The 22,882-nt window shown below is 49.9% G+C and carries 21 protein-coding genes and 1 pseudogene; 13 read left to right on the forward strand and 9 right to left on the reverse strand.

Going from position 1 to position 22,882, the window contains the following annotated elements; genetic code table 11:
- Positions 1-36: 36 nt before the first annotated feature.
- Positions 37-627, reverse strand: coding sequence for a GTP cyclohydrolase II (ribA, locus tag WM46_RS05920; RefSeq protein ID WP_102601703.1), 591 nt, complete (start codon positions 625-627; stop codon positions 37-39).
- Between the two features lie 196 nt (positions 628-823).
- Between ribA and pgpB the strand changes: the two genes are divergently transcribed.
- The 5 genes from pgpB (at position 824) to yciH (ending at position 4,462) form a co-directional block, all read left to right on the forward strand.
- A complete protein-coding gene (gene pgpB, locus WM46_RS05925; protein WP_102601704.1) occupies positions 824-1,588 on the forward strand; it encodes a phosphatidylglycerophosphatase B in 765 nt (254 codons plus the stop codon).
- Positions 1,589-1,738: 150 nt separating this feature from the next.
- The gene (locus WM46_RS05930) at positions 1,739-2,047 is read left to right on the forward strand and encodes a LapA family protein (RefSeq protein ID WP_042318731.1); all 309 of its coding nucleotides are present in this window, start codon (positions 1,739-1,741) and stop codon (positions 2,045-2,047) included.
- 6 nt (positions 2,048-2,053) lie between these two features.
- Positions 2,054-3,223, forward strand: coding sequence for a lipopolysaccharide assembly protein LapB (gene lapB / locus WM46_RS05935; RefSeq protein WP_102601705.1), 1,170 nt, complete (start codon positions 2,054-2,056; stop codon positions 3,221-3,223).
- 175 nt (positions 3,224-3,398) lie between these two features.
- Positions 3,399-4,136, forward strand: a complete 738-nt coding sequence (pyrF, locus tag WM46_RS05940) for an orotidine-5'-phosphate decarboxylase (protein ID WP_102601706.1) — start codon at positions 3,399-3,401, stop codon at positions 4,134-4,136.
- Complete coding sequence (yciH, locus tag WM46_RS05945; RefSeq protein WP_102601707.1) at positions 4,136-4,462, forward strand: stress response translation initiation inhibitor YciH; 327 nt, start codon at positions 4,136-4,138, stop codon at positions 4,460-4,462. Before pyrF ends, yciH begins: the two co-directional genes overlap by 1 nt.
- Before the next feature lie 123 nt (positions 4,463-4,585).
- On the opposite strand, the gene osmB is transcribed toward yciH, so the two are convergent.
- The 7 genes from osmB to fabI all read right to left on the reverse strand — a co-directional run bounded on the left by osmB (position 4,586) and on the right by fabI (position 12,668).
- Complete coding sequence (gene osmB, locus WM46_RS05950) at positions 4,586-4,804, reverse strand: osmotically-inducible lipoprotein OsmB (protein ID WP_042318738.1); 219 nt, start codon at positions 4,802-4,804, stop codon at positions 4,586-4,588.
- Between the two features lie 258 nt (positions 4,805-5,062).
- Positions 5,063-5,812 carry a DNA-binding transcriptional regulator YciT gene (locus tag WM46_RS05955; RefSeq protein ID WP_043000543.1) on the reverse strand — a complete coding sequence of 250 codons (750 nt, stop codon included), beginning with the start codon at positions 5,810-5,812 and terminating at the stop codon, positions 5,063-5,065.
- A 98-nt stretch (positions 5,813-5,910) separates the two neighbouring features.
- Positions 5,911-6,093, reverse strand: a complete 183-nt coding sequence (locus WM46_RS05960) for a hypothetical protein (RefSeq protein ID WP_044327771.1) — start codon at positions 6,091-6,093, stop codon at positions 5,911-5,913.
- 182 nt (positions 6,094-6,275) lie between these two features.
- Positions 6,276-8,267: a cyclic di-GMP phosphodiesterase gene (pdeR, locus tag WM46_RS05965; RefSeq protein ID WP_061077663.1), complete on the reverse strand. Its 1,992-nt coding sequence runs from the start codon at positions 8,265-8,267 to the stop codon at positions 6,276-6,278.
- Positions 8,268-8,514: 247 nt separating this feature from the next.
- Complete coding sequence (locus WM46_RS05970; protein WP_102601708.1) at positions 8,515-10,449, reverse strand: exoribonuclease II; 1,935 nt, start codon at positions 10,447-10,449, stop codon at positions 8,515-8,517.
- 89 nt (positions 10,450-10,538) lie between these two features.
- Positions 10,539-11,678, reverse strand: coding sequence for a carboxymuconolactone decarboxylase family protein (locus tag WM46_RS05975; protein ID WP_102601709.1), 1,140 nt, complete (start codon positions 11,676-11,678; stop codon positions 10,539-10,541).
- Positions 11,679-11,879: 201 nt separating this feature from the next.
- Positions 11,880-12,668: an enoyl-ACP reductase FabI gene (gene fabI / locus WM46_RS05980; RefSeq protein ID WP_046481005.1), complete on the reverse strand. Its 789-nt coding sequence runs from the start codon at positions 12,666-12,668 to the stop codon at positions 11,880-11,882.
- 719 nt (positions 12,669-13,387) lie between these two features.
- Between fabI and WM46_RS05985 the strand changes: the two genes are divergently transcribed.
- The 4 genes from WM46_RS05985 to WM46_RS06000 all read left to right on the forward strand — a co-directional run bounded on the left by WM46_RS05985 (position 13,388) and on the right by WM46_RS06000 (position 18,325).
- Positions 13,388-13,945, forward strand: a complete 558-nt coding sequence (locus tag WM46_RS05985; protein ID WP_102601710.1) for a fimbrial protein — start codon at positions 13,388-13,390, stop codon at positions 13,943-13,945.
- Between the two features lie 132 nt (positions 13,946-14,077).
- Complete coding sequence (locus tag WM46_RS05990; RefSeq protein WP_187394451.1) at positions 14,078-14,716, forward strand: molecular chaperone; 639 nt, start codon at positions 14,078-14,080, stop codon at positions 14,714-14,716.
- Positions 14,717-14,809: 93 nt separating this feature from the next.
- Positions 14,810-17,296, forward strand: a complete 2,487-nt coding sequence (locus tag WM46_RS05995) for a fimbria/pilus outer membrane usher protein (RefSeq protein ID WP_187394452.1) — start codon at positions 14,810-14,812, stop codon at positions 17,294-17,296.
- A 45-nt stretch (positions 17,297-17,341) separates the two neighbouring features.
- Positions 17,342-18,325, forward strand: coding sequence for a fimbrial protein (locus WM46_RS06000; protein WP_102601712.1), 984 nt, complete (start codon positions 17,342-17,344; stop codon positions 18,323-18,325).
- An 11-nt stretch (positions 18,326-18,336) separates the two neighbouring features.
- Here WM46_RS06000 and WM46_RS26320 read toward each other — a convergent pair whose 3' ends face one another.
- The gene (locus tag WM46_RS26320; protein ID WP_187394453.1) at positions 18,337-18,498 is read right to left on the reverse strand and encodes a hypothetical protein; all 162 of its coding nucleotides are present in this window, start codon (positions 18,496-18,498) and stop codon (positions 18,337-18,339) included.
- A gap of 421 nt (positions 18,499-18,919) precedes the next feature.
- Between WM46_RS26320 and WM46_RS06005 the strand changes: the two genes are divergently transcribed.
- The 4 genes and pseudogenes from WM46_RS06005 (at position 18,920) to WM46_RS06020 (ending at position 22,873) form a co-directional block, all read left to right on the forward strand.
- Positions 18,920-19,489, forward strand: a complete 570-nt coding sequence (locus WM46_RS06005; protein ID WP_102601713.1) for a fimbrial protein — start codon at positions 18,920-18,922, stop codon at positions 19,487-19,489.
- A gap of 48 nt (positions 19,490-19,537) precedes the next feature.
- On the forward strand, positions 19,538-20,260 hold the full coding sequence (locus WM46_RS06010; protein WP_102601714.1) for a fimbria/pilus periplasmic chaperone: 723 nt from the start codon (positions 19,538-19,540) through the stop codon (positions 20,258-20,260).
- 174 nt (positions 20,261-20,434) lie between these two features.
- Positions 20,435-20,875: pseudogene (locus WM46_RS26595) on the forward strand (FimD/PapC N-terminal domain-containing protein); the annotation flags it as partial.
- Between the two features lie 36 nt (positions 20,876-20,911).
- Complete coding sequence (locus tag WM46_RS06020) at positions 20,912-22,873, forward strand: fimbria/pilus outer membrane usher protein (RefSeq protein WP_262360490.1); 1,962 nt, start codon at positions 20,912-20,914, stop codon at positions 22,871-22,873.
- Positions 22,874-22,882: the final 9 nt, after the last annotated feature.

A 22,882-nucleotide genomic window follows, 5' to 3' on the forward strand; every position in this document is an offset into this window, starting at 1 on the left:
CTGCATAACGCGATGCAGGCTTTTTTACCGCATGGCTTACTTACTCAACAAGTGACCCATCTTGGCCGCTTTGGTATCCAGATAATGTTCATTATTGGGATTACGGCCCACAATCAGCGGGACCCGCTCCACGATGTTGATCCCCGCTTCAGTGAGAATCTCAACTTTCTTCGGGTTATTGGTGAGCAGACGCACTGCGTCAACGCCCAGCAGCTTGAACATATCCGCGCAGAGGGTGAAATCGCGTTCATCCGCGGCAAACCCCAACTGGTGATTGGCCTCTACGGTGTCGTAGCCCTGGTCCTGCAACGCGTAGGCGCGAATCTTATTGAGCAGGCCGATGTTACGTCCTTCCTGACGATGATAAAGCAGAATACCGCGTCCTTCTTCCGCGATATGCGTCAGGGCGGCTTCCAGTTGAAAACCACAGTCGCAGCGCAGGCTGAACAAAGCATCGCCCGTCAGACATTCTGAATGGACACGGGCCAGAACCGGCGTCTGACCTGAAATATCACCATACACTAACGCGACGTGATCGTGCCCGGTTGCCAGTTCTTCAAATCCCACCATCAGGAAATCGCCCCATGGGGTTGGCAGTTTGGCTTCTGCCACTCGTTTAAGCTGCATGTATTTCTCCAGATATAGCCGGCACGCGATGTTGTGCCGTTGCCTGTTGGCTTATCGTCTTATTTTGCCATAAGGCGACGGACTTCACCTAATCGCTGCCGCGCAATCATCATGCGAATGGCACAAATCTGTCAATTTCCCCGGACAGGGGATTTTTCGGTTATGATTGTGGCACTTATCCGTCAAAGAGGTGTTCATGCTGTCGATTGCAAAGCGTACTGCGGCTGGCGCGGGATTGTTGTTGATTATGCCCGTTGCCGTGTGGGTGTCCGGCTGGCGCTGGCAACCGGGTCAGGATACCGGATGGCTGAAAGCGATGTACTGGGTAACCGAAACGGTCACTCAGCCGTGGGGTATCATCACACATGTTATTCTCTGTGGCTGGTTCTTCTGGTGTTTGCGCTTTCGTTTTAAAGCGGCGGTAATGCTTTTTACTATTCTGGCGAGCGCGATCCTGCTTGGTCAGGGCGTCAAGTCGTGGGTGAAAGAGCGCGTACAGGAACCGCGTCCTTTCGTGATATGGCTGGAAAAAACGCATCATATCCCGGTTGATGAGTTCTACACTTTAAAACGTAAGGATCGCAGCGACCTGGTGAAGGAGCAACTTGCCACCCAGCAGGCTATTCCACACTTCTTACGCCAGCACTGGCAAAAAGAGACCGGGTTTGCGTTTCCGTCTGGTCACTCGATGTTTGCGGCAAGCTGGGCGCTGCTCGCTGTCGGCTTATTGTGGCCGCGCCGCCGGACGGTGACGATTGCCATTTTACTGGTGTGGGCGACGGGCGTGATGGGCAGTCGTTTGCTGCTCGGTATGCACTGGCCGCGCGATCTGGTGGTCGCAACGCTGATTTCATGGGCGCTGGTAACGCTGGCAACCTGGCTTGCACAGCGGTTCTGCGGGCCACTCACGCCGCCGCCAGAAGAAAGGCAGGAGATTGCTGAACGAGAGCAAAACCGCTGAGCAGGGTTGATTTTGTCTGGTTTGCCCTTAAATCATCCAATAGCTGACTGCTTTCCCATTTCGCACACGCCGTGAAAATGGTAATTTAAAAGGCTAAATGCGGTAAGTTGAACACGATTTATTCGCTTAAACCACATAACGGGAAGTAATGTGAAATATTTACTCATTTTCTTACTGGTGTTGGCGATATTTGTTATCTCGGTAACATTGGGTGCGCAGAACGATCAACAGGTGACCTTTAATTACCTGTTGGCTCAGGGCGAGTATCGTATCTCAACCTTGCTGGCCGTTTTGTTCGCTGCGGGTTTCGCCATTGGTTGGTTGATCTGCGGTCTTTTCTGGCTGCGGGTTCGTGTTTCTCTGGTGCGTGCTGAACGTAAAATTAAACGACTGGAAAACCAGCTCTCGCCTGCGACAGACGTTGTGGTGACGTCTGGTACGTCGGTCGCGAAGGAATAATCGTTTATGCTGGAGTTGTTGTTTCTGCTTTTACCTGTTGCTGCCGCCTATGGCTGGTATATGGGTCGCAGAAGTGCGCAACAAACAAAACAGGATGAAGCTAACCGCCTGTCCCGCGATTACGTCGCGGGGGTTAACTTCCTCCTGAGCAACCAACAAGATAAAGCGGTGGATCTGTTCCTCGATATGTTGAAAGAGGATACCGGCACCGTTGAGGCTCATCTCACCCTCGGAAACCTGTTCCGCTCTCGCGGCGAAGTCGACCGTGCCATCCGTATTCACCAGACCCTTATGGAAAGCGCCTCGCTGACCTATGAGCAGCGGCTGCTGGCGGTTCAGCAGTTGGGCCGTGATTACATGGCCGCCGGATTGTATGACCGGGCGGAGGATATGTTTAATCAGCTTACCGATGAAACGGAATTTCGCGTAGGCGCGTTGCAGCAACTGTTGCAGATCTATCAGGCGACCAGCGACTGGCAGAAGGCCATTGAGGTTGCCGAACGACTGGTCAAACTGGGTAAAGATAAACAGCGTATCGAAATCGCCCATTTTTACTGCGAACTGGCGTTGCAACAAATGGGCAGCGACGACATGGATCGCGCCATGGCGCTGCTGAAAAAAGGGGCTGCGGCGGATAAAAATAGCGCCAGGGTCTCTATCATGATGGGCCGCGTCTGGATGGCGAAGGGCGATTACGCGAAGGCCGTTGAATGTCTCCAGCGGGTGATTTCCCAGGATAAAGAACTGGTCAGCGAAACGCTGGAAATGCTCCAGACCTGCTATCAACAGCTAGGCAAAAATGAGGAATGGGCGGAATTCCTGCGCCGTGCGGTAGAAGAGAATACCGGCGCGGCTGCAGAACTGATGCTGGCCGATATTCTCGAAGCGCGCGAAGGGACGGAGACTGCGCAGGTGTATATTACCCGTCAGCTCCAGCGTCATCCGACGATGCGCGTTTTCCATAAGCTGATGGATTATCACCTTAACGAAGCCGAAGAGGGCCGTGCGAAAGAGAGCCTGATGGTGCTGCGTGATATGGTGGGCGAGCAGGTGCGTAGCAAGCCGCGTTACCGCTGCTCTAAATGCGGTTTTACCGCGTATACCCTGTACTGGCACTGTCCTTCCTGCCGCGCCTGGTCAACGATTAAGCCAATTCGCGGACTTGATGGATTGTAATTTTTAAAAAAATCCCGCTTTAGTTACAACATACTACTGGATTTATTCACTTCCTCGTATTGGCATCGGTGCCACATCGCCTGGCAGAGGTGTAATCGCGTCTGTTAATTTTTGCGCCTGACAGGTAGAATGCACGCCGTTTACCCATTTGCCCCCTTAGCAAGAAGGCCTGGTTATGACGTTAACTGCTTCATCTTCTCCCCGCGCTGCTACCGATTCTCCCGTCGTCGTTGCTCTCGATTATAATAACCGTGATAGCGCCCTGGCGTTTGTCGACCGAATCGACCCGCGCGACTGCCGTCTGAAAGTTGGCAAAGAGATGTTCACGCTGTTCGGACCCCAACTGGTTCGCGATCTCCAGCAGCGTGGCTTTGATATCTTTCTGGATCTGAAATTCCATGATATCCCGAACACCGCGGCTCATGCGGTGGCTGCCGCGGCGGATCTTGGCGTCTGGATGGTCAACGTCCATGCGTCGGGTGGGGCGAGAATGATGACCGCCGCCCGTGAAGCGCTGGTGCCGTTTGGTAAAGATGCGCCGCTGTTAATCGCGGTCACGGTGTTAACCAGCATGGAAGCCAGCGATCTGGCGGATATCGGCGTGACACTGTCACCTGCCGGGCACGCCGAGCGCCTGGCGGCATTGACGCAAAAATGCGGTCTGGATGGCGTGGTCTGTTCAGCTCAGGAAGCAGTACGCTTCAAGCAGGCGTTTGGCCGTGATTTCAAACTGGTTACCCCTGGTATTCGACCGCAGGGTAGTGCCGCTGGCGATCAGCGGCGGATTATGACCCCTGAGCAGGCACTGGCGGCGGGTGTCGATTATATGGTCATTGGGCGTCCGGTGACGCAGTCTGACGATCCGGCACAGACACTGAAGGCCATCAACGCGTCACTGAAGCGGGAGGCGTAATGAGCGATTCCAACAGCCGTCTGGTTTATTCGACGGAGAGTGGACGGATTGATGAATCTAAAGCCGCGCCCGAGCGTCCGAAGGGCGACGGGATTGTCCGTATCCAGCGCCAGACCAGCGGGCGCAAGGGGAAAGGCGTGTGCCTGATTACCGGTATTGACCTCGATGACGGCGAACTCAGCAAACTGGCTGCGGAACTGAAGAAAAAATGTGGCTGCGGCGGGGCAGTCAAAGACGGCGTAATTGAAATTCAGGGCGATAAGCGTGATTTAATTAAGACGCTACTGGAAGCCCGGGGCCTGAAAGTGAAACTGGCAGGCGGTTAACGAAAAAGCCACGATATAAATATCGTGGCTTTCATTGTTACTGCTAAATAAACTGTGTAGTGCAGACCAGAAAAAAATAATCGTATTATTATATCGAGCCGGACAACCGTAGATTATTTACGATTATTTACCTACCTGGTGGCCGATAATACCACCGACAGCGGCACCACCCAGCGTACCCAGTGTGCTACCATCCGTTAAGACAGCACCACCTAATGCACCAGCACCCGCACCAATAGCGGTGTTACGGTCACGTTTAGACCAGTTAGAACAGGCGCTCAGAGACATTGCCAGGGCAATCGCCAGCACGGCGGCGGTCATTTTTTTGCTCGTTACAAACATAATACTTTCTCCTGAATTAACGATTCACGAAAGTAAGCTCTCTTTAACTATAGTTAAAATATCGGCCATTAAAGAGGGCATCCGTGAAACCTTAGTGCGCAGGGTAATATCACGCAGGTGATAGTCACTTCCTGTTATATCGCTAATATTAATTTTACGACTTTCGCCTGTGAACAACAGGTAAATAGTCTTAATTCAGAAGTCAGAATAGTCTCAGAGCGCAAATGATCTGCGATGAGCAAATCATTTGCGGATATTTTACTCAGCGTCGACGATATTAACGGTCAGCCCGCGCTGTTCCATCAGCGCGCGGTCGCTGGCGCTGATTCTGGCATCGGTGATCACACGACTGAACCGTTCGATAGGGCCAAGGGTGTAGGGGTGGACCGCGCCGAATTTAGAACTGTCAGTCAGGACAATGGCTTCCGATCCTTTCTCCAGCACGGCATTAACCACATCAGCCCGCATCATGTCGCGACCAGTGAAGCCGGTTTCGGTCTGCCAGCCATCAATGCCAATAAACGCCTTACTGAAATGGACCTGCTGGATAAACTGGCGGGTCAGCGGTCCCACCATGCTTTCGCTTTTTTTCTGATAAATACCGCCGAGCAGGATCACTTCGCAGGGCGTCTCTTTCAGCAGATGCGCAATGTAACTGCTGACCGTGATGATGGTGACGTCTTTTTGTTCCGCCAGCGTTCTTGCCAACAGGGCATTGCTACTGCCATTTTCAATGAACACCGACTCGCCAGGGCTGACCAGCGACGCCGCGAACTCAGCAAGCTGACGCTTCAGGGTGTAGTTGGTCATCATCCTGGTTTCCACATCTTCGCTATCCAGCGAAACGGCGAAACCGTGCGCGCGGCGCAGAAAGCTCTGCTTCTCGAGGGTATTCAGATCCTGTCGAATGGTGACTTCGGAAACGCCAGTGATTTTGGCCAGTTCAGAGACGCTCATCTGGCCTTTATCAATGACCATTTGCAAAATTTTTTGTTGTCGGGAGTTCATAGCGTTAGTTTTTATAGCGGTAATGATACCGCGAGATTAAACACATGCGGCGGTGGGGCATTCAGGTGACACAAACCGGCAAACCGCGCGCGAAAAATTTAGATCTCCCACGGCGCCCGGGGCTTGTTCGCCGATGATATGGCGTCATCCTGCACCTTACTCAACAATTCCGCTTTCAGAATTTCGAGATTATGGATGGCGGAGTGGACATCACCGGCCACCAGGATATCAAGCACGGTATCAATACGCTCGGCAACCCGTTTAGCATCGATATCAGACATGGGGGGATCCTTGGTCAAAGTATGAAAGAATTTAATGATGCAAAAATTGACGGCAAAAGAGAAGGGAAAAATCAGCCAGCTCTGTACCTTTGGGGAATATTATATATTCCGCGATTACATACAGATATGAATAGGGCGAAAAGCGAAACTTTCCGTTCCGCCCGGATGATCATGTTGCCGGCTTAGCGCTTTTTCTTGTTGAGATAACGTCGGTACCAGCGCTCAAACGCAGCGGCAGGCATCGGTTTGGCGAATAAAAATCCCTGTCGCTCATTAACACCATTTTTCGTCAGAAAAGCATCCTCTTTGCTGCTCTCCACGCCTTCGGCGATCACCTGCAGATTCAGCGCCTGCGCCACGGCGACGATTGCACGCACCATCGATTGCGACACCGATTTTTTGTGAATGTCGCGGACGAAAATCTGGTCCAGCTTGATGGCATCGATCGGGAAACGGGTCAGTTGCGAGAGCGAGGAATAACCGGTGCCAAAGTCATCCAGGTGAACCTGGGCGCCAAGCTGGCTAAACTGTTGAATGACGGACAGCGCGAGCGCTTCGTTCTCGATCAGGCAACTTTCCGTCAGTTCGACATCGATAGGGCAATATTCAAAATTGAGCTCGTGCAGGACGCGCTTCAGATCGGTGAAAATTGTCTGGTCGGCCAACTGCCGGGCAGAGATGTTAACCGCTACCCGCAGGTTGATGCCTTTATCACGCCATTTCGCGACCTGGCGCACCACGTCGAGGATCACCCAGCGCCCGAGCGGTACAATCAGCCCGGACTCCTCGGCGTATGAGATGAACTCCAGCGGAGGGATAAGCCCACGTTCAGGGGATTGCCAGCGCACCAGCGCCTCAAGGCTGCGGACTTCACCCCGCCAGGTGACTTTCGGCTGATAGTGAATCAGCAACTGATCGTTTTCCAGTGCTTTGCGCAGGTTGGTATCCAGCCACAGGTATTCGAATACCCGATCGTTCATCTCCGGCGAGAAGACGCAGAACTGCCCGCGTCCGCCTTCTTTGGCGGTATACATTGCGGTATCGGCATTGCGGATCAGGTTCCCGCTATCCTCACCGTGCTGAGGCGCCATTGCGATACCGACAGAACAGCCGGTATAAACTTCTATCAGGCCGATGCGGAAGGGCTGGCGTAGTCGGGTGAGGATCCGCGAGGCGACCGCCTCAAGCGAGCTCTGGGAGGTCTGACTGGCCAGCACAATAAACTCATCACCACCCAGTCGCGCCAGCAATTGATTCTCTTCCAGACAGCTCAGGAGCGCTAACGACACCGCCTGCAAAAGCTGATCGCCAAACATATGACCATAGGCATCGTTCACTTTTTTGAAGTTATCCAGGTCGAGATAAACAATGCCCACCTGACTGTCGCCAGCCTGTTCGATGGCCTCATTGATCAGTTCATGGATCGCGTTGCGGTTTGGCAACCCGGTAATGGTGTCGGTATTCGCCAGTACGCGCAACCGCTCTTGAGCACGTCGTTCTTCAGTAATGTCCGTACCGGAACAGATCAGGTAGATTTCGTTTTTACCGCTGCCGCTGTGGACAAACTTATTGCGGAACAGGAACAGACGCTGTCCCTTGCGGGTCTTTACCCAGCGTTCCACTTCATACGAATTGCCGTTGCGAAAGAAACCGCTGATGTTGCGACGCGAGGCGGCGGCTTCCCGGCGGCTCATGAAGAGTTTGAACACGCTCTGCCCAATCACTTCCTGCTCTTTCAACCCGGTGTACTCTTCACACAGGCGGTTGAAGCGTTGAATGTTGCCCCGACTGTCGAGGATCACAATCGCAGAGTTGGCTTCAGTCACCACCTGCTCAGCAAACGACAGCCCCTTGACCAGATCACGCGCCACGGAAGGGGTGTCGTGCCACGCCGAGGCGCTGCCAGCCCATTCATGTTTGTTAATTTTGCGGCCCACCAGATGCACCGGGACATCGTTGTCGTCAAAGGGGAGCGTCATCATCACACTGGAGGTGATGACGGTCATTTCGCGGATCCGTTCGGCTTGCTCGGGCGCAAGCTCAACGCGCTCCGCTCGGTCGGTCGCTTCGGTGACGGACAAATGCAGGGTGTTGGAATCTTCTGACAAACGCCAGTAAGGCGTGTGAGTACCCAAAAAGCTATACAACGTTGCGGACTCCAGAATGTCTTTCATAATGAACACCCTCCCGTTTAAAGCGCGAAAACCCTTAATGGAAGGGATTAGCCAGCGTTAATTAACAATTACGGTAGCTGAACATCTTGTTTTGTTTATGTATTTATTTGTAATTCAGATCCGGGAAAAAGCATAGGCGCTGTTGAAAATATATCCGGCTGACAGTCAGAGTGTAGTGAGAGAATGGCGATTTGGGGGAAAGAAAACGGCCTTTCCTTAAAAGAAAAGGCCGTTACAGGGCAGGTCGTCAGGCGGCAGGACGGGCGATGATGCTGCGGGTTTCCATCCGCACTTCGGCGATGGTGACATCAATCACATCCGTCACTTTATAGACGGTTTCACCTTTGATCTGGATGGTGCCGCTCTCCTGGCTACAAACCAGTTCATCGCGCACCGCATGCAGGAATGGCGCAGGGATAAAGGCAACCGCGCCGTTATCCACCAGACGTACACGCATCCCGCCACGGCTGACATCGATGATTTCCGCCGCGAAGCGGGTATCCGTGCCGGCTTTATCACTCAGGAAACGGGCATATAACCAGTCGCCAACATCGCGTTCCGCCATGCGGTTCAGGCGACGGCGCTCAGCCATCTGCACGGTGATCTCTTCCTGCGGACGGTCAATGCTTTCACCTTTGATGACCGCTTTCAGCAGGCGATGGTTGATCATATCGCCATACTTACGAATCGGTGAAGTCCAGGTGGCGTAAGCCTCGAGACCCAGCCCGAAGTGCGGACCCGGCTCAATGCTGATTTCCGCAAAGGACTGGAAGCGACGAATACGGCTGTCGAGGAAGCCCGACGGTTGCGCATCCAGTTCACGACGCAGCTTGCAGAAGCCTTCCAGAGTCAGTACCTCTTCGGCGTTCACATGCATTCCGTGGGATTGCAGCAGCGCGGCCAGCGCATCGGCATTGGCCGGGTCAAAGCCCAGATGAACGTTGTAAATGCCAAAGCCGAGTTTGTCGCGCAGCACGCGTGCGGCGCAGATGTTGGCCGCAATCATGCACTCTTCGACAATCCGGTTCGCGATGCGACGCGGTTCTGCGACGATATCGAGCACTTCGCCTTTTTCGCCGAGAATGAAGCGGTAGTCAGGGCGATCTTTAAACACCAGCGCATGCTGATGACGCCACTCGCCGCGGCTCAGGCAGATACGCTGCAGCAGACGAATCTGCCGGGCAATTTCTTCACTTTCAGGCTGCCAGCTACCGCTGTTTTCCAGCCAGTCAGAGACGTTGTCATAAGCCAGTTTTGCTTTTGACTCAATGGTGGCGGCGAAGAACGTGATGTCATCTTCAATGGTGCCATCAGCGGCAATGGTCATGCGACAGGCGAGCACCGGGCGCACTTCATTGGCACGCAGTGAGCAGAGGTCGTCAGACAGTTCGCGTGGCAACATGGGAATGTTGAAGCCCGGCAGATAGTTGGTGAACGCCCGGATTTTCGCGGCGTTATCCAGTTTGCTGCCTTCGGCGATCCAGGCGGTAGGATCGGCAATCGCCACAGTCAGTTGCAGTTTGCCGTCAGCCAGTTCTTCGGCATACAGCGCATCGTCCATATCTTCCGTGCTGGCGCTGTCGATAGTGACGAAATTCAGCGCCGTCAGATCCTGACGTTCCAGTCCTTCATCCAGCATTTCCGTCGCTACGCCGTCCGGCGCTTCTTTTTCAAGATTATGCCGCGCCAGGGTGACCCACCACGGTACGAAGTGGTCGTCAGCGAACGTGATGAACTGGGTTAATTCGGCGTAGAAGGTGCGATCGCCTTTAAGCGGATGACGGCGCATTTCAGCAACGGCCCAATCACCCTCTTTAAATTCATGCTCCACCCCGCGTGCGGCGCGGCAGGGAATGGCGTCTTTCAACAGCGGATGATCCGGCACGATGGACAGGCGATCGTTCTTACCCTGCACTTTACCGACAAAGCGGGTCAGGAACGGCTCAACCAGCTCTTCCGGCTCCGCAGATTCACGATCTTTTTCAGTGTGAATGACGGCGATGATACGGTCGCCATGCATCACTTTTTTCATCTGCGGTGGTGGAATGAAATAACTTTTTTGCGCATCGACTTCCAGGAAGCCAAAGCCTTTTTCCGTGGCTTTTACCACCCCTTCAGCACGTGGCGTCTGGGAATGCAGTTGCTGTTTAAGCTGCGCTAGCAGCGGGTTGTCCTGAAACATATTTGTCTATTTTCGTGGCCATAAGAGCGGCTGACAGTTTTACGCGAAAGTACCTGATGCGGCAAGCGCTCTTTATGACAATGAAAGGGTTAATGTGTCTCACCCAGCGCGATTTTCAGACGATTCAGCCATCCGCATAACCCCGACCAGACCAGCAGGTTGATTGCCTGTTCAACGGAGGCACAGGACTCGCTGAACGGATTGAACTGCGCGGCACTGAAACGGTCAGGTGCGCGCGTCAACAATTGTATCGCCTGGAACAGCGGACGCTCAACCGGCTGCTGTCGTTCCCGACGTTCTATTTCGTGTTCGCTCTGGCGCAGTAAGTCGGCGATTTCCGGTGACGTCACCTGTTGGTTAAAGCAGCTTGCACTGCCGTTAATTCGCGATGTCAGCAGCGTGGTGAAATCATGCGCGGGGGACTCAATGGTCAATGTGCTTTTCAGCAGGGTACCGAGCAGAGTAAGCAGCGTCGGTTGGTGAACCAGATTAGGGGCGATGGGCTGAAGGGCGGCGATCGGCTGATAACACGACAAACACTCTAACTGTTCTGCCGTTGCATAGCGCAGTTCGACCTGTTCGTGTGCTGAATGCCAGACGGCATCGGGTTGCTGGAACAGAGATACGTCGGCGAATGATTGCGTGTCCAGACCCGGCACCCAGCGTACCGGTTGCCCCAGCCATGCCTGAAACGTAGCGACGACACGCGCCTGAAAACCGATATAGCCAATGATTTGGTTCATCAATGCAATATCCCAGGCGGAGAGGCCAACGTCGCATAAATGCTGGCGCGCGCGGTTATCAATCACCGAGGGTGAACTGGCAAGCTGGCGCGCGTACTGAGTAATCTGCGCCAGCCGGTGATTACTCTCACGTGACGAATCCGGGCCGGGAAGCGGCGTCAAACGGGCGGCATAGTGGTTGCAAAGCCGCTGTACGCCATACACCTGGGCGACCGTTAACGCGGTACTCATGCGCTCGTAGGCGCTAAAGGTATGCAGGCGGTTCAATAAAACGGTGTCAGGGAACAGTTCGTGAGCAAGCTGGCGGGCCGGTTGCAGCCAGGACTGAAAGGGTAAAAGCGTGTCTTCAGGGATCACCAAATCCAACAGAAAGCGATCATCAACGTGTGCGGCTTCGGGCACCAGCGGCAACACGTCCTGCGGGCCGGTGCTGGACTGGGTTTCATGATACCAGTGGCTTTTGCCGTTGAGTCGGCGTTGTTCCATGGGCGTTCCTTGGTCTGTATGTGGCGACCCGGACACGTCGTCGTCGAATCACGCCGGATCGTTTTCGCTGCTTTATCCTGGCGTAAGCGGGGGAAGGGATGAAAGATTGTTGCGTGATAACAAAGATCAAAAAGCTATATTGCGGAGGAAGGCTTTAGAGCATGGGCGGCAGGGCGCCGCCCACGGGGGAAGTCGGAACGATTATTTCAGTTCCAGTTCGTTCATTGCAGCGATGCTGAAGCCGCCGTCAACGTGAACCACTTCACCAGAGATACCGCCGGACAGATCGGAGCACAGGAAGGCGGCTGAGTTGCCCACATCTTCGATAGTCACGGTACGACGAATCGGGGTCACCGCTTCGCAATGTGCCAGCATTTTACGGAAATCTTTGATACCGGACGCCGCCAGAGTACGGATCGGACCCGCAGAGATGGCGTTAACACGTACGCCTTCTGGACCCATCGCGTTCGCCATATAACGAACGTTCGCTTCCAGAGACGCTTTTGCCAGACCCATTACGTTGTAGTTCGGGATCGCGCGCTCAGCACCCAGGTAGGAGAGCGTCAGCAGGGCAGAACCCGGATTCAGCATAGAACGGCAGGCTTTCGCCATTGCCACAAAGCTGTAGGAGCTGATGTCGTGAGCGATTTTAAAGCCTTCGCGGGTGACCGCGTTCACGTAGTCGCCGTCCAGCTGATCGCCAGGGGCAAAACCGATCGAGTGAACGAAACCGTCAAATTTCGGCCAGGCTTTGGCCAGCTCTGCGAACATGGTGTCGATGCTTTCGTCTTCTGCGACATCGCATTGCAGAACGATGTTTGAACCCAGTTGAGCAGCAAATTCTTCCACGCGGCCTTTCAGTTTGTCGTTCTGGTAGGTGAATGCCAGTTCCGCGCCTTCGCGGTGCATCGCCTGAGCGATACCGTAGGCGATGGACAGTTTGCTGGCAAGACCGGTTACCAGAATACGCTTACCGGAAAGAAAACCCATAGCTTAAATCCTTATGTTATTGCTTGTTTTAGCTTTGTATTCATGCGATTACAGCCATGAAGCCAGAATCGAATAGAGAGCAAAACGAAATTATAGCCCACTCTGTGCGTGAATTGTCACGTTGTTTTTACAAAGCCCCGGGAATCACGACGCCCGGTACCAGAGAAGAAAGGCGGCATTATAACAGTGACTGTCCACCGAACTGATCCAACCTCATCACTCGTTACCCCGTATTTCTGCGGGAGACCACGCATTTCCTCATGATGTGGTGGGAGAAGGGCACTTATGCGAGGAGTCTAAAGGAGGTGAACAGTGTCATTCACATGTCTCGTCTATTTATAGTAATGAAATTGTTAATTGTATTAATTAAAATATAACAAAATTACTCTTGATGAATTCTTATTTTTCTGAAGTGGAAAGTGATTGCGAACTGAAAATACATGAACTTGTAATTGTTCTCTGAAAATCGAAAGTAGGTGAGTCCAAAGTTGGACAAGGTGAGCGTTGTTCTGATGCTACTTCAAAATATAATATTAGCAAGTGCGAAGACTACGTCAATGAGTATTGCCAGACGAACCGTTTATTTAGCGAGTTGCCTGTGTATATGGATGTATCTATCAGATAAATCCATTGTCTTTTGTCATAAATTTCAAAAAGAAGAATTCGATATAAATTACATGTAAACGATAGAAATGTTATTTTATATAAGGACTAATAAGATGAAAATTTCTAAGCTGTTCAGAATAGGGCTGATTGCCTCAGCATGTTTCGCGGCTGTCGGGGTTTCTAATGCAGCGTCGACGGGGACAATTGAGTTTAAAGGCTCTATTACTGCATCAACCTGCTCCGTCGCTATTGACGGCAAAGGCGCGGATGGTAATGGAATAGTAAACATGCCTGAATCGTCAGTGTCAGATTTTACAACGGCAACCACATCAGGTCGTACTGAATTTAATCTGGTATTGACGGGATGTACAATTACGGCGCCAGATACCCAGGTTGGTGCATTTTTTGAATCAGGCGCTAATGTAGACACCACTACCGGACGGCTAATTAATACAGGTACCGCCACTGGAGTGAGTCTACAATTATTGGATTCCAGTGCAAACGTTATTAACGTAGGTGACGCCGGTCAAAAAAATGACGGTCAATTCATTATACCGGACGCAGGTGGCGGAACTTTGCCGTATTCCGTTGAATATTACAAAGATGCAGATGGCACGCTCGCAGGTGGTACCGTTGAAGGAACGGTTGTCTATTCACTAATGTATAAATAAATTCAACCAGAGTGTTATAATAGAATGTTAGCTTCTATGATCCCGCCAAGATTTTCTCCGAGGCTCTTTATTATTACGTTTTCATGGATAATAACAGGGTGTTATAGCACTCTTTCTTGTGCCGGAATTGTTTTGAATGGTACTCGTGTTATCTATTCATCTGAGCAAAGAGAAGTGACCGTTAATATGAAAAATACAGGTGCAATGCCTGTGTTGGCACAAAGCTGGATTGATAAAGGCAATCCATCTGATACACCGGATAAAGTCATCTCCCCATTCATTTTGACGCCACCGATTACTCGCGTAGATGCCGGGAAAGGGCAGACATTGAGAATTAGTTTGGTTGACGGAAAAGCGATTCCCTCCAACAAAGAATCCATCTTCTATCTGAACGTACTGGAGATTCCGGCAAAGTCGAAAAATAAGGCAGACCCTAACCATCTCAGTATCGCTTTTCGGACTCGCGTTAAACTTTTTTATCGTCCGCAAAATTTACCTGGAAACGCTGATGACGCACCTGAAAAACTGGAGTGGAGAATCAACAATGGTGGCGTTACAGTCAAAAATACCTCTGCTTATTATATCACATTAGGTTCTGTCACCTATTCGGCAAACGGACAGAAGTATGTCGTCGATGGGGACATGATTGCGCCGGGTGATACAGATACTATCCATTTCAAAAATGTCAGTGTCGTCAATGATATTCATGCGATCAGCTATACGACGTTGAATGACTATGGTGCTGTCGTTAAGCATAAAAAGATTCAGTAGTCTTGTGCTCTGCCTCTGGTGGTAAATAGTATGACTCTATTTTTCTCTTTTTTGTTTTTTCTGACTTTCAATATCATTGTTGTGCAATACTCCGTGGCGGCAACAACTAATGATACATCGGTACCTTCTGAAGGCGAAGATATTGAATTCGAATCGACTTTTGTAAAACTACCTGCCGGACAGAAAGTCGACCTCAGTCGTTTTGCCTCCGGTACCAATGTTTTGCCAGGCATTTATAAAGTAGGGGTTACTCTTAATAAACACCTTCTGACTGTGGCTGAAATTGAGTTTAAAGCGACAGACAGTAAAAAAGTCACTCCCTGCATTCCCGTTACGGTTTTGAATCTGATCGATTTTAAAAAAGAGCAGATTAGTTTTAACCAGTGGGATACGTTAACGGCTGATGCGCAATGCATCGACATGAAAAAAATTGTCCCTGAAGCCACGCTGGAATTCGATAATCAGGCTCAGCAACTCAATATCTCTGTTCCGCAAATTATGATTAATAACCTGCCAAGAGGGTCTGTACCGTCTTCGATGTGGGACAGCGGCATTCCGGCGTTGATGCTGAGCTATAACATGAATGCCTACCAATCGCAAAGCAGTGGTTATGAATCAAAAACATACTACTCATCCATTAACAGCGGACTGAATATCGGCTCCTGGTATCTCCGGCACAATGGCTCTTATAACTGGGCGGAGGGAACCGGAGGACGGTATACCGTTCTCAACACCTTTCTCCAGCACGATTTGCCGCAGATATCAGGACGAATGTTGGCAGGGCAGTCTTATACCAGCGGGCAACTTTTCGATACGGTTCCGATCACAGGGCTTCAGGTGGCCAGTGATGAACGTATGCTGCCGCAATCACAGCGTGGTTATGCACCTGAAATTCGGGGGGTGGCGAAAACCAATGCCAAAGTGACGGTTAAGCAGGGGGGCGCGACCATTTATGAAACAACCGTTTCTCCTGGTGCGTTTGTTATTAACGATCTTTACCCTACGGGGTATGGCGGTAATCTCGATGTCACCATTGAGGAAGCCGATGGATCACAGCAAAATTTTTCCATGCCATACGCTGCGGTTTCACAACTGTTACGGCCTGGAAGCCAGCGTTACAGCATCAGTTTAGGTCAATTACGCAACGATAGCGTGTCTGATGATCCTTCACTTATTGAAGCAACTTATCAGCGCGGATTTACCAACATGATTACCGGATATGGTGGCGTACAGGCCAACCAGGATTATCAGGCGATAAAGCTGGGTATGGCGTTAGGCCTGCCGGTAGGTGCGCTGGCCTTTGACGTCACGCAATCTGAAGCCAGACTGCCATCACCCCAGCAGGAGAAACTGTCAGGGCAAAGCTACGAGTTGAGCTACAGCAAGCTGATCAATGAGACAAACAGCAATATCACGCTTGCAGCCTATCGCTTCTCGAGCAGCGGCTATATGGACTATATGACTGCGATGGAGAGTATTCAGGCGATTCATGATGGTGAGGACCGCAATACCATTCAGCGCCAAAAGAACCGCTTTACCGTCACCATCAGCCAGGGGTTGCCGGAAGAGTGGGGGCAAATCTATCTCAGTGGATCTCTCGAAGACTACTGGGATCAGGATAATTTGAATCGTCAATATCAGTTCGGCTATTCCAACCGCTATAAACAACTTAACTACAGCATTAATGTCAGCCGTAGCCAGGATGCATGGGGTGAAAGTCAGACCAGTTTCTATCTGAACCTGTCATTCCCGCTTTGGGAAAGTCACAGCAGTAATTATGTGCCACAGATGAGTCTTAGCTACAGCCAGGATACCCGCGGCGGTTCAAACGAACAGGCAATGATCTCAGGGAGTGCTGGCGCAACAAACCAGTACAGCTGGAACGTCAGTGGTTCACATGACAGCAATACCGCAAGCTCCGGCAGTGTGGGTGGTTCGTATCGTGGCGGTATTGCGCAACTCAGCGGTAGCTACAGCAAAGGCGCTGACTATCACAGTACATCGCTGGGGATGTCTGGTTCACTGGTAGCGCATTCTGGTGGGATCACCGCTTCACCTTATACCGGCGACACTTTTACGCTGGTAGAAGCCAAAGGCGCTGAAGGGGCCACGATACCGTCCTATCCTGGCATTTCTGTCGATCGCTTTGGTTATGCCTTACTACCCGCAACGAATCCTTACCAGATGAGTGATGTGATCATTGACCCGAAAGGCACCTCTCATAATGTTGAACTGGATAGCACTTCTCAAAAAATAGTGCCGCGTTACGGTGCGGTGGTGAAAGTGGGGTTCAATGCGGACAGAGGTACGCCGATATTGATTACCTCAACACTGAACGGACAACCGCTGCCGTTTGGTGCAGATGTGTTTGATGAACACGATCACAGCGTTGGTATTGTCGCTCAGGGCGGTGTGATTTATGCCCGTGTGGCCGACCAGAAAGGAACGTTGCGTGTGAAGTGGGGGGACGACATCAGTGCATCTTGCTCGGTGAGTTATATGCTGGCGTTGACGGAGAGTGAGGATCAACCATCTGAACATACCATCCAGCGTTTTAATAAAACATGTACGCAATTATAGAGAATAAATATTTTTGTTAAGGTATTACTCTCATAGGTTCATCATATGATAAGAAAACTAATTCAAATATCAACTGTTTTAATAGCGATTTCCGCAATTTTCTTTTGCAGTAAAACTATGGCTTTTAGTTGCACTTTTAATGGAGTCAATATATTTAATAAATCAGGTACGTTTACAGTCAGTGTTGATGCTCCGACATTAGATAAATCGGTAGTGGATACTATTATTACAGATATGAGCTCTTACGCAACATGTGGCGGTGGGCCAACCAATCAATATCAAGATGCGTTGCGTAGTACGGAGTTAACTATTTCACCAGTCTTATCTAACCTAGGTTATTCAGCATATATTACAATGTCGGGGAACAAATACAGGACTCAACCAGTTTGTTTATGGCCTGATAATGCATGCAGTGTATATATGCCTGATGGAAGTAATATAGAACTACCAATTAATGCTAAGCTTGGCGTTGAGCTAATTAATTCTGGGAAGTGGGAAAAATCAACAATACCAGCTGGGACAGAACTTATGCGAATGGTCACCCAAATGAGAACGTATGCCACGTGGGAACCCTGGTATATAACCTGGATTTTTAAGTTAAAAAATGACCTGGTAATCCCAAATTATACCTGCAGTCTGGACGAAGATTTTGTTAATCAGGTCATTTTACCCAGTGTAGATGCCTTTGCGTTAAAGAAAAATGGCCCTGGTCGGTTTAAAGACGTGGAAAAGACATTTTCCTTTAATTTTACCTGTGATCCACAAACCGCAGTTACCGTGAAATTTGATGGTGAGACCATCAATAATCTTGATGATGTTCTTAAAAATTCAGAGGAAGGGAATGACAATGTCGGGATACAGCTGCTTTATAATGACACACCATTAAAAATAGGCGATCCGCTGCAGGTTATTAGCAGCGCACAGTCGAGAGAGTCATTAAGCTTTCAGGCAGATTATTATTACAAAGGTGGGGATGTAAGCGCAGGTAAAGTGCATTCATCAGCCGTATTTACTTTTGATTATAAATAAGCTTTCATCAGTTAAAATAGGTAGAAGCCTATAATGATTATTAATAGGCGCTCATCGTGAATGAAGGGCGCTTGCGCTTTATCAACGACAGGAGTGACATTGCTGTCTTCAGCGACGCTGGCGCCCTCATTGATTTCCTCTTCGCGAATCCCAAAATCTGAATACTCCTGCATTTCTTTAGCCAGGAGCGAGGACGCGTTTCAGAAGTGTTCTTTGCTATCACTGTTGAAAGTCGTCTTTTTAGTAGTCTGTTGGTAACAATATTGTTGGTTTTATTAATTAAGATGTAACAATAATATAGGGATGAATTCTTATTTTTTTTGAAGTAGAGAATGGTTGCGAACAGAAGCCCCTGAAGTTGTGGTTATTTTTCGAAATTAAAAATATGTTTGTCCAAAGTTGGACAAGGTGGGCGTTGTTCTGACGCTCTCTCAAAATATAATATTTTTAGTCGCAGAGTGTGCTTATCGTTTTGTGCTTGTTTAAAACACCAAAATTAAAGCATTGCTGTGCATGGTCGTTAATAAAGACATGGTATAGATTCAGAATTGGATTCGCTTGTCTATATCGCGAAATGTATTAAAGGAATAACTTATGAAATATCTCTCATACTCGGTTTTGGCTTCCGCATTATTAATGAGCGGTGTCAGTCATGCTACGAATACCATTACTTTCACGGGTACAATTACAGATGCGACATGTGAAGTAGCACTTCAGGATGCCAAAGGGACACAGATATCCGCAACAGGTTCAGGCGATATTACGCTTAACGAAGTTTCAAAAGCAGATTTGTCTGCTGCTAATTCGGTAGCAGTACCTACTCGTTTCTCTATTGTTGCTAAAAATTGTGTTCTGGGTACATCAGGTAAATCAAAAATCTCTGCGAGTTTCATGAGTAATAATGCCGACAACCAGGGCTATCTTAACAACACAGCAGAAACTGGTGCCGCATCAGGTGTACAATTGAAATTACTTGATTCAGCTCAAAAATTTATTAAGGTGAACGACCCAGCCCAGGCTGATACAGCGACATGGATAGATATCGTTACTGAAGATCCTGCTACGACAGTCATGCCATTTTATGTTGAGTATTACTCAGCAGCTGGTAGTGCCACAGGTGGTACTATAACGAGTAAAGTCACTTATGAACTAATTTACGATTAATTTGTAATTAATGTTCTTATTTCCCTGATTGAAACTTAGGTACTTTAAATGCAGTTGTTAACGAAAAAAAACGTATGGGCATTATTCTTCTTGAGTGCTGGCATGATGATCAGTCAACCAGATTATGCCAGTATTGTAATGAATGGAACCAGAGTGATATATCAGGGAAATAAAAATGAAGTTACTATTAGTCTGACAAACAAAAATAAAAGGTCAGTGTTGATTCAAAGCTGGATTGATACGGGCAATGAAAATACCACGCCTGAAAAAATCTCGGTTCCTTTTGTGCTGTCACCGCCGGTCAATCGGGTTGATCCAGAGAAAGGACAGACCATTCGTATCAGCTACACCGGTGTGCCTGCGCTGCCGCAGGATAAAGAGTCAGTATACTGGCTAAATGTACTGGAAGTTCCGTCGAAAAATAAAGACAGTGAAGCCAGTAAACAAAAGCTGAATGTGGTCTTCCGTACCAGAATAAAACTGTTTTATCGCCCGGAAGGTTTAGAAGGTGACAGTAATAAAGCGCCGGATGACTTGCACTGGCGTTTGAATGGACAAAATGTCACGGCGCAAAACAATTCAAAGTATAACGTTACGATATTCACCCTTAACTATAAAGCAAGTGGTGTCACGTCAGAATCAAAAGGGGCGATGATTGGCCCTGGAGAGTCACATACGTTCTCTTTGAAAAACAGCGGTAATATTGATGGGCTTTCATTTGACACCATTAATGATTATGGGGCGCTCATTAATCATAAAGCGAAGAGCTAACTTCATTTCAGGGTGGCCGACGTGTCCACAAAAAAATATATTCTGACCAGCATTCATTTGTGCTGTTTTTCAACATTTGCATTGTTTGCCTCAACGATCACTTATGCGGATGACGTTACACCTGTCAGCGAAGAAGAAAAACTTGCCACGCCGGAATCGGAAAACGAAAGCAGCGTGGCAGAGTTTGATGCCAGTTTATTACGCCAGGAAGGGCAGAACCAGATTGATGTAAGTCGCTTTGTATATGGCTCAAACGTACTGCCAGGAAAATATCGCATTGATGTGCTTGTTAATCAGAATATGGTTAGCAATCAGGAAGTCGTATTTAAAGAAAATGAATAACTTAAAAATAAAACTGAACCCTGCCTGTCACCGAATATTATTAAGTTAGTTAACCTGAACGGTGAAAAACTGCCTTTTGCGGTGCGTAAGATTGTCACTGAACCTGCTGCATGCACCGATCTGGCGAAATTAATTCCAGGTGCCACCGTTAAGTTTGATGCTGACCGCCAACAACTGAATATTGACGTGCCGCAAGTCTATTTACAACATACGGCGCGCGGTAATATCGACCCATCACTCTGGGACAGCGGCGTCCCGGCATTGATGCTGGGTTACTACATGAATGGTTATGAATCACATTACAGCGGAATGGATACATCGCGTACATTCTATTCCTCTCTGAATGCCGGGCTGAATATCGGCAAATGGTACCTCCGACATAATGGTTCCTATAACTGGGATCAGGATATGGGGGGACATTACCAGAGCAACAATACCTATGTGCAGAGAGATATCGAAGCCGTCCGTGGTCATCTCTATCTCGGGCAGTATTACACCTCCGGGCAAATGTTTAACACGGTGTCCTATACCGGGGCGCAATTAGCGACTGACGATCGCATGTTACCGGCATCCCAACGTGGTTATGCTCCAGATATCAGAGGGGTGGCCAAAACCAATGCCAAGGTTACGGTGCGCCAGTCTGGCAATATTCTGTATCAGACTACCGTTCCGCCTGGTGCTTTCCTGATCGACGATCTGGGCCCAACGGGCTACGGCGGCGATCTGGATGTTACCGTTGAAGAAGCTGACGGTTCGTTGCAACAGTATTCCGTCCCGTACTCCTCACTGGCGCAATCCTTGCGTCCTGGCGCTCAGCAATTCAGCGCGACCGTGGGGAAAATGGATGACTACAGCACATCGGAAAAACCGCTGTTTTATGAAGTAACCTTTATGCGTGGTATCACTAATATCCTGACGGTTTATACCGGCGCACAATACAGCCAGAATTATCAGGCTGTGCTGGCGGGTGGTGCAGTGGGGACGGAAGCGGGGGCTGTCAGTGCAGATGTGACACAGGCCTGGAGCCACGTCGGAGGAGAAACAGGCGATCTGGTTGGGCAGAGCTATCGCGTCAGCTACAGCAAACTCATTGATGTCACCAACAGTAATATCACCATCGCGGCATATCGCTATTCCAGTTCCGGTTATATGGATCTGCAAACCGCCGTACAGACGCGCGATGCGGTAAATCATGATGACGATCCGAATTCAGTCTGGCGTTCTAAGAACCAGTTTTCAGTAAGCCTGAATCAGGGATTACCGGCGGGTCTTGGCAATATCTATGTCAGTTCCTCGATGCAGAACTACTGGAACAGCGGCAACGGCTACAACACGCAGTACCAGGTTGGCTATTCCAATAGCTATAAATGGTTGAACTACAGCATTAACGCCAGTCGCAACAAATCGGGAACCGGTCAGGATCAAACCAGCTGGTATCTCACGCTTTCTATGCCGTTGTGGCCAGGTCACAGCGGATCGGTGCCGTATATGAGCATGCGCTACAACGAAGACAGCGATGGTCAGCGCGGTGAACAGGTTAACCTTTCTGGTTCGTTTGGCGATACCAATCAGTATGGTTACAACGTCAGCGGTTCACACGATAACTATTCAGGAAGCTCTGGCAGCGTCAGCGGTTCCTGGGCGGGAAGCAAAGCCACACTTAACGGTAGTTACAGTACCGGCAGTGGTTACAGCAGCACTTCAGCCGGCATGTCAGGTGGGATTGTTGTGCACTCAGGGGGAATCACGTTCTCGCCATATAACAGCGACAGCTATGCGCTGATTGAAGCCAAAGGGGCTGAAGGCGCTGAAGTCGCTGGTTATGGCGGCGCAACGGTGGATTCTTCCGGCTACGCGCTGTCACCTTCACTGATCCCGTATCAGCAAAACCACGTGGCAATTAACCCGGAAGGGTCAGACCTCGGGGTTGAATTTGAAAACACGTCGCAGGATGTGGTGCCACGCGCGGGTTCTGTGGTGAAGGTGAAATTTAACACCCACACAGGGACGCCGTTGCTGATTGTCTCCACCTGGAAGGGCGAGCCTTTGCCGTTTGGTGCCGATATTATGGATGACGAAAACAACCCTGTTGGTGCGGTATCGCAAGGGGGCGTGATTTATGTGAAGGTCAGCAAACCAAAAGGGGTGCTCACCGTGAAATGGGGAGATGATGATCGCACCCAATGCCGGGTGCCCTATGCGCTGGACAACGCCGACCCGGATAACGACAGCAAAAACACCATTCAGCGATTTACCAGTGTCTGTCAGTAGGGGGAGCTT

The organism is Citrobacter freundii complex sp. CFNIH2, from assembly GCF_002880615.1.
Taxonomy (GTDB): Bacteria; Pseudomonadota; Gammaproteobacteria; order Enterobacterales; family Enterobacteriaceae; genus Citrobacter_A; species Citrobacter_A amalonaticus_F.

Coding starts and splice junctions, on each gene's coding strand:
- WM46_RS05960 (WP_044327771.1), bottom strand. CDS start 6,093: ATGTCTGATATCGATGCTAAACGGGTTGCCGAGCGTATTGATACCGTG.
- WM46_RS05985 (WP_102601710.1), top strand. CDS start 13,388: ATGAAAATTTCTAAGCTGTTCAGAATAGGGCTGATTGCCTCAGCATGT.
- lapB (WP_102601705.1), top strand. CDS start 2,054: ATGCTGGAGTTGTTGTTTCTGCTTTTACCTGTTGCTGCCGCCTATGGC.
- WM46_RS06000 (WP_102601712.1), top strand. CDS start 17,342: ATGATAAGAAAACTAATTCAAATATCAACTGTTTTAATAGCGATTTCC.
- WM46_RS06010 (WP_102601714.1), top strand. CDS start 19,538: ATGCAGTTGTTAACGAAAAAAAACGTATGGGCATTATTCTTCTTGAGT.
- fabI (WP_046481005.1), bottom strand. CDS start 12,668: ATGGGTTTTCTTTCCGGTAAGCGTATTCTGGTAACCGGTCTTGCCAGC.
- WM46_RS26320 (WP_187394453.1), bottom strand. CDS start 18,498: ATGCAGGAGTATTCAGATTTTGGGATTCGCGAAGAGGAAATCAATGAG.
- osmB (WP_042318738.1), bottom strand. CDS start 4,804: ATGTTTGTAACGAGCAAAAAAATGACCGCCGCCGTGCTGGCGATTGCC.
- pyrF (WP_102601706.1), top strand. CDS start 3,399: ATGACGTTAACTGCTTCATCTTCTCCCCGCGCTGCTACCGATTCTCCC.
- pgpB (WP_102601704.1), top strand. CDS start 824: ATGCTGTCGATTGCAAAGCGTACTGCGGCTGGCGCGGGATTGTTGTTG.
- WM46_RS05970 (WP_102601708.1), bottom strand. CDS start 10,449: ATGTTTCAGGACAACCCGCTGCTAGCGCAGCTTAAACAGCAACTGCAT.
- yciH (WP_102601707.1), top strand. CDS start 4,136: ATGAGCGATTCCAACAGCCGTCTGGTTTATTCGACGGAGAGTGGACGG.
- WM46_RS06005 (WP_102601713.1), top strand. CDS start 18,920: ATGAAATATCTCTCATACTCGGTTTTGGCTTCCGCATTATTAATGAGC.
- WM46_RS05955 (WP_043000543.1), bottom strand. CDS start 5,812: ATGAACTCCCGACAACAAAAAATTTTGCAAATGGTCATTGATAAAGGC.
- ribA (WP_102601703.1), bottom strand. CDS start 627: ATGCAGCTTAAACGAGTGGCAGAAGCCAAACTGCCAACCCCATGGGGC.
- pdeR (WP_061077663.1), bottom strand. CDS start 8,267: ATGAAAGACATTCTGGAGTCCGCAACGTTGTATAGCTTTTTGGGTACT.
- WM46_RS05975 (WP_102601709.1), bottom strand. CDS start 11,678: ATGGAACAACGCCGACTCAACGGCAAAAGCCACTGGTATCATGAAACC.
- WM46_RS06020 (WP_262360490.1), top strand. CDS start 20,912: ATGGATACATCGCGTACATTCTATTCCTCTCTGAATGCCGGGCTGAAT.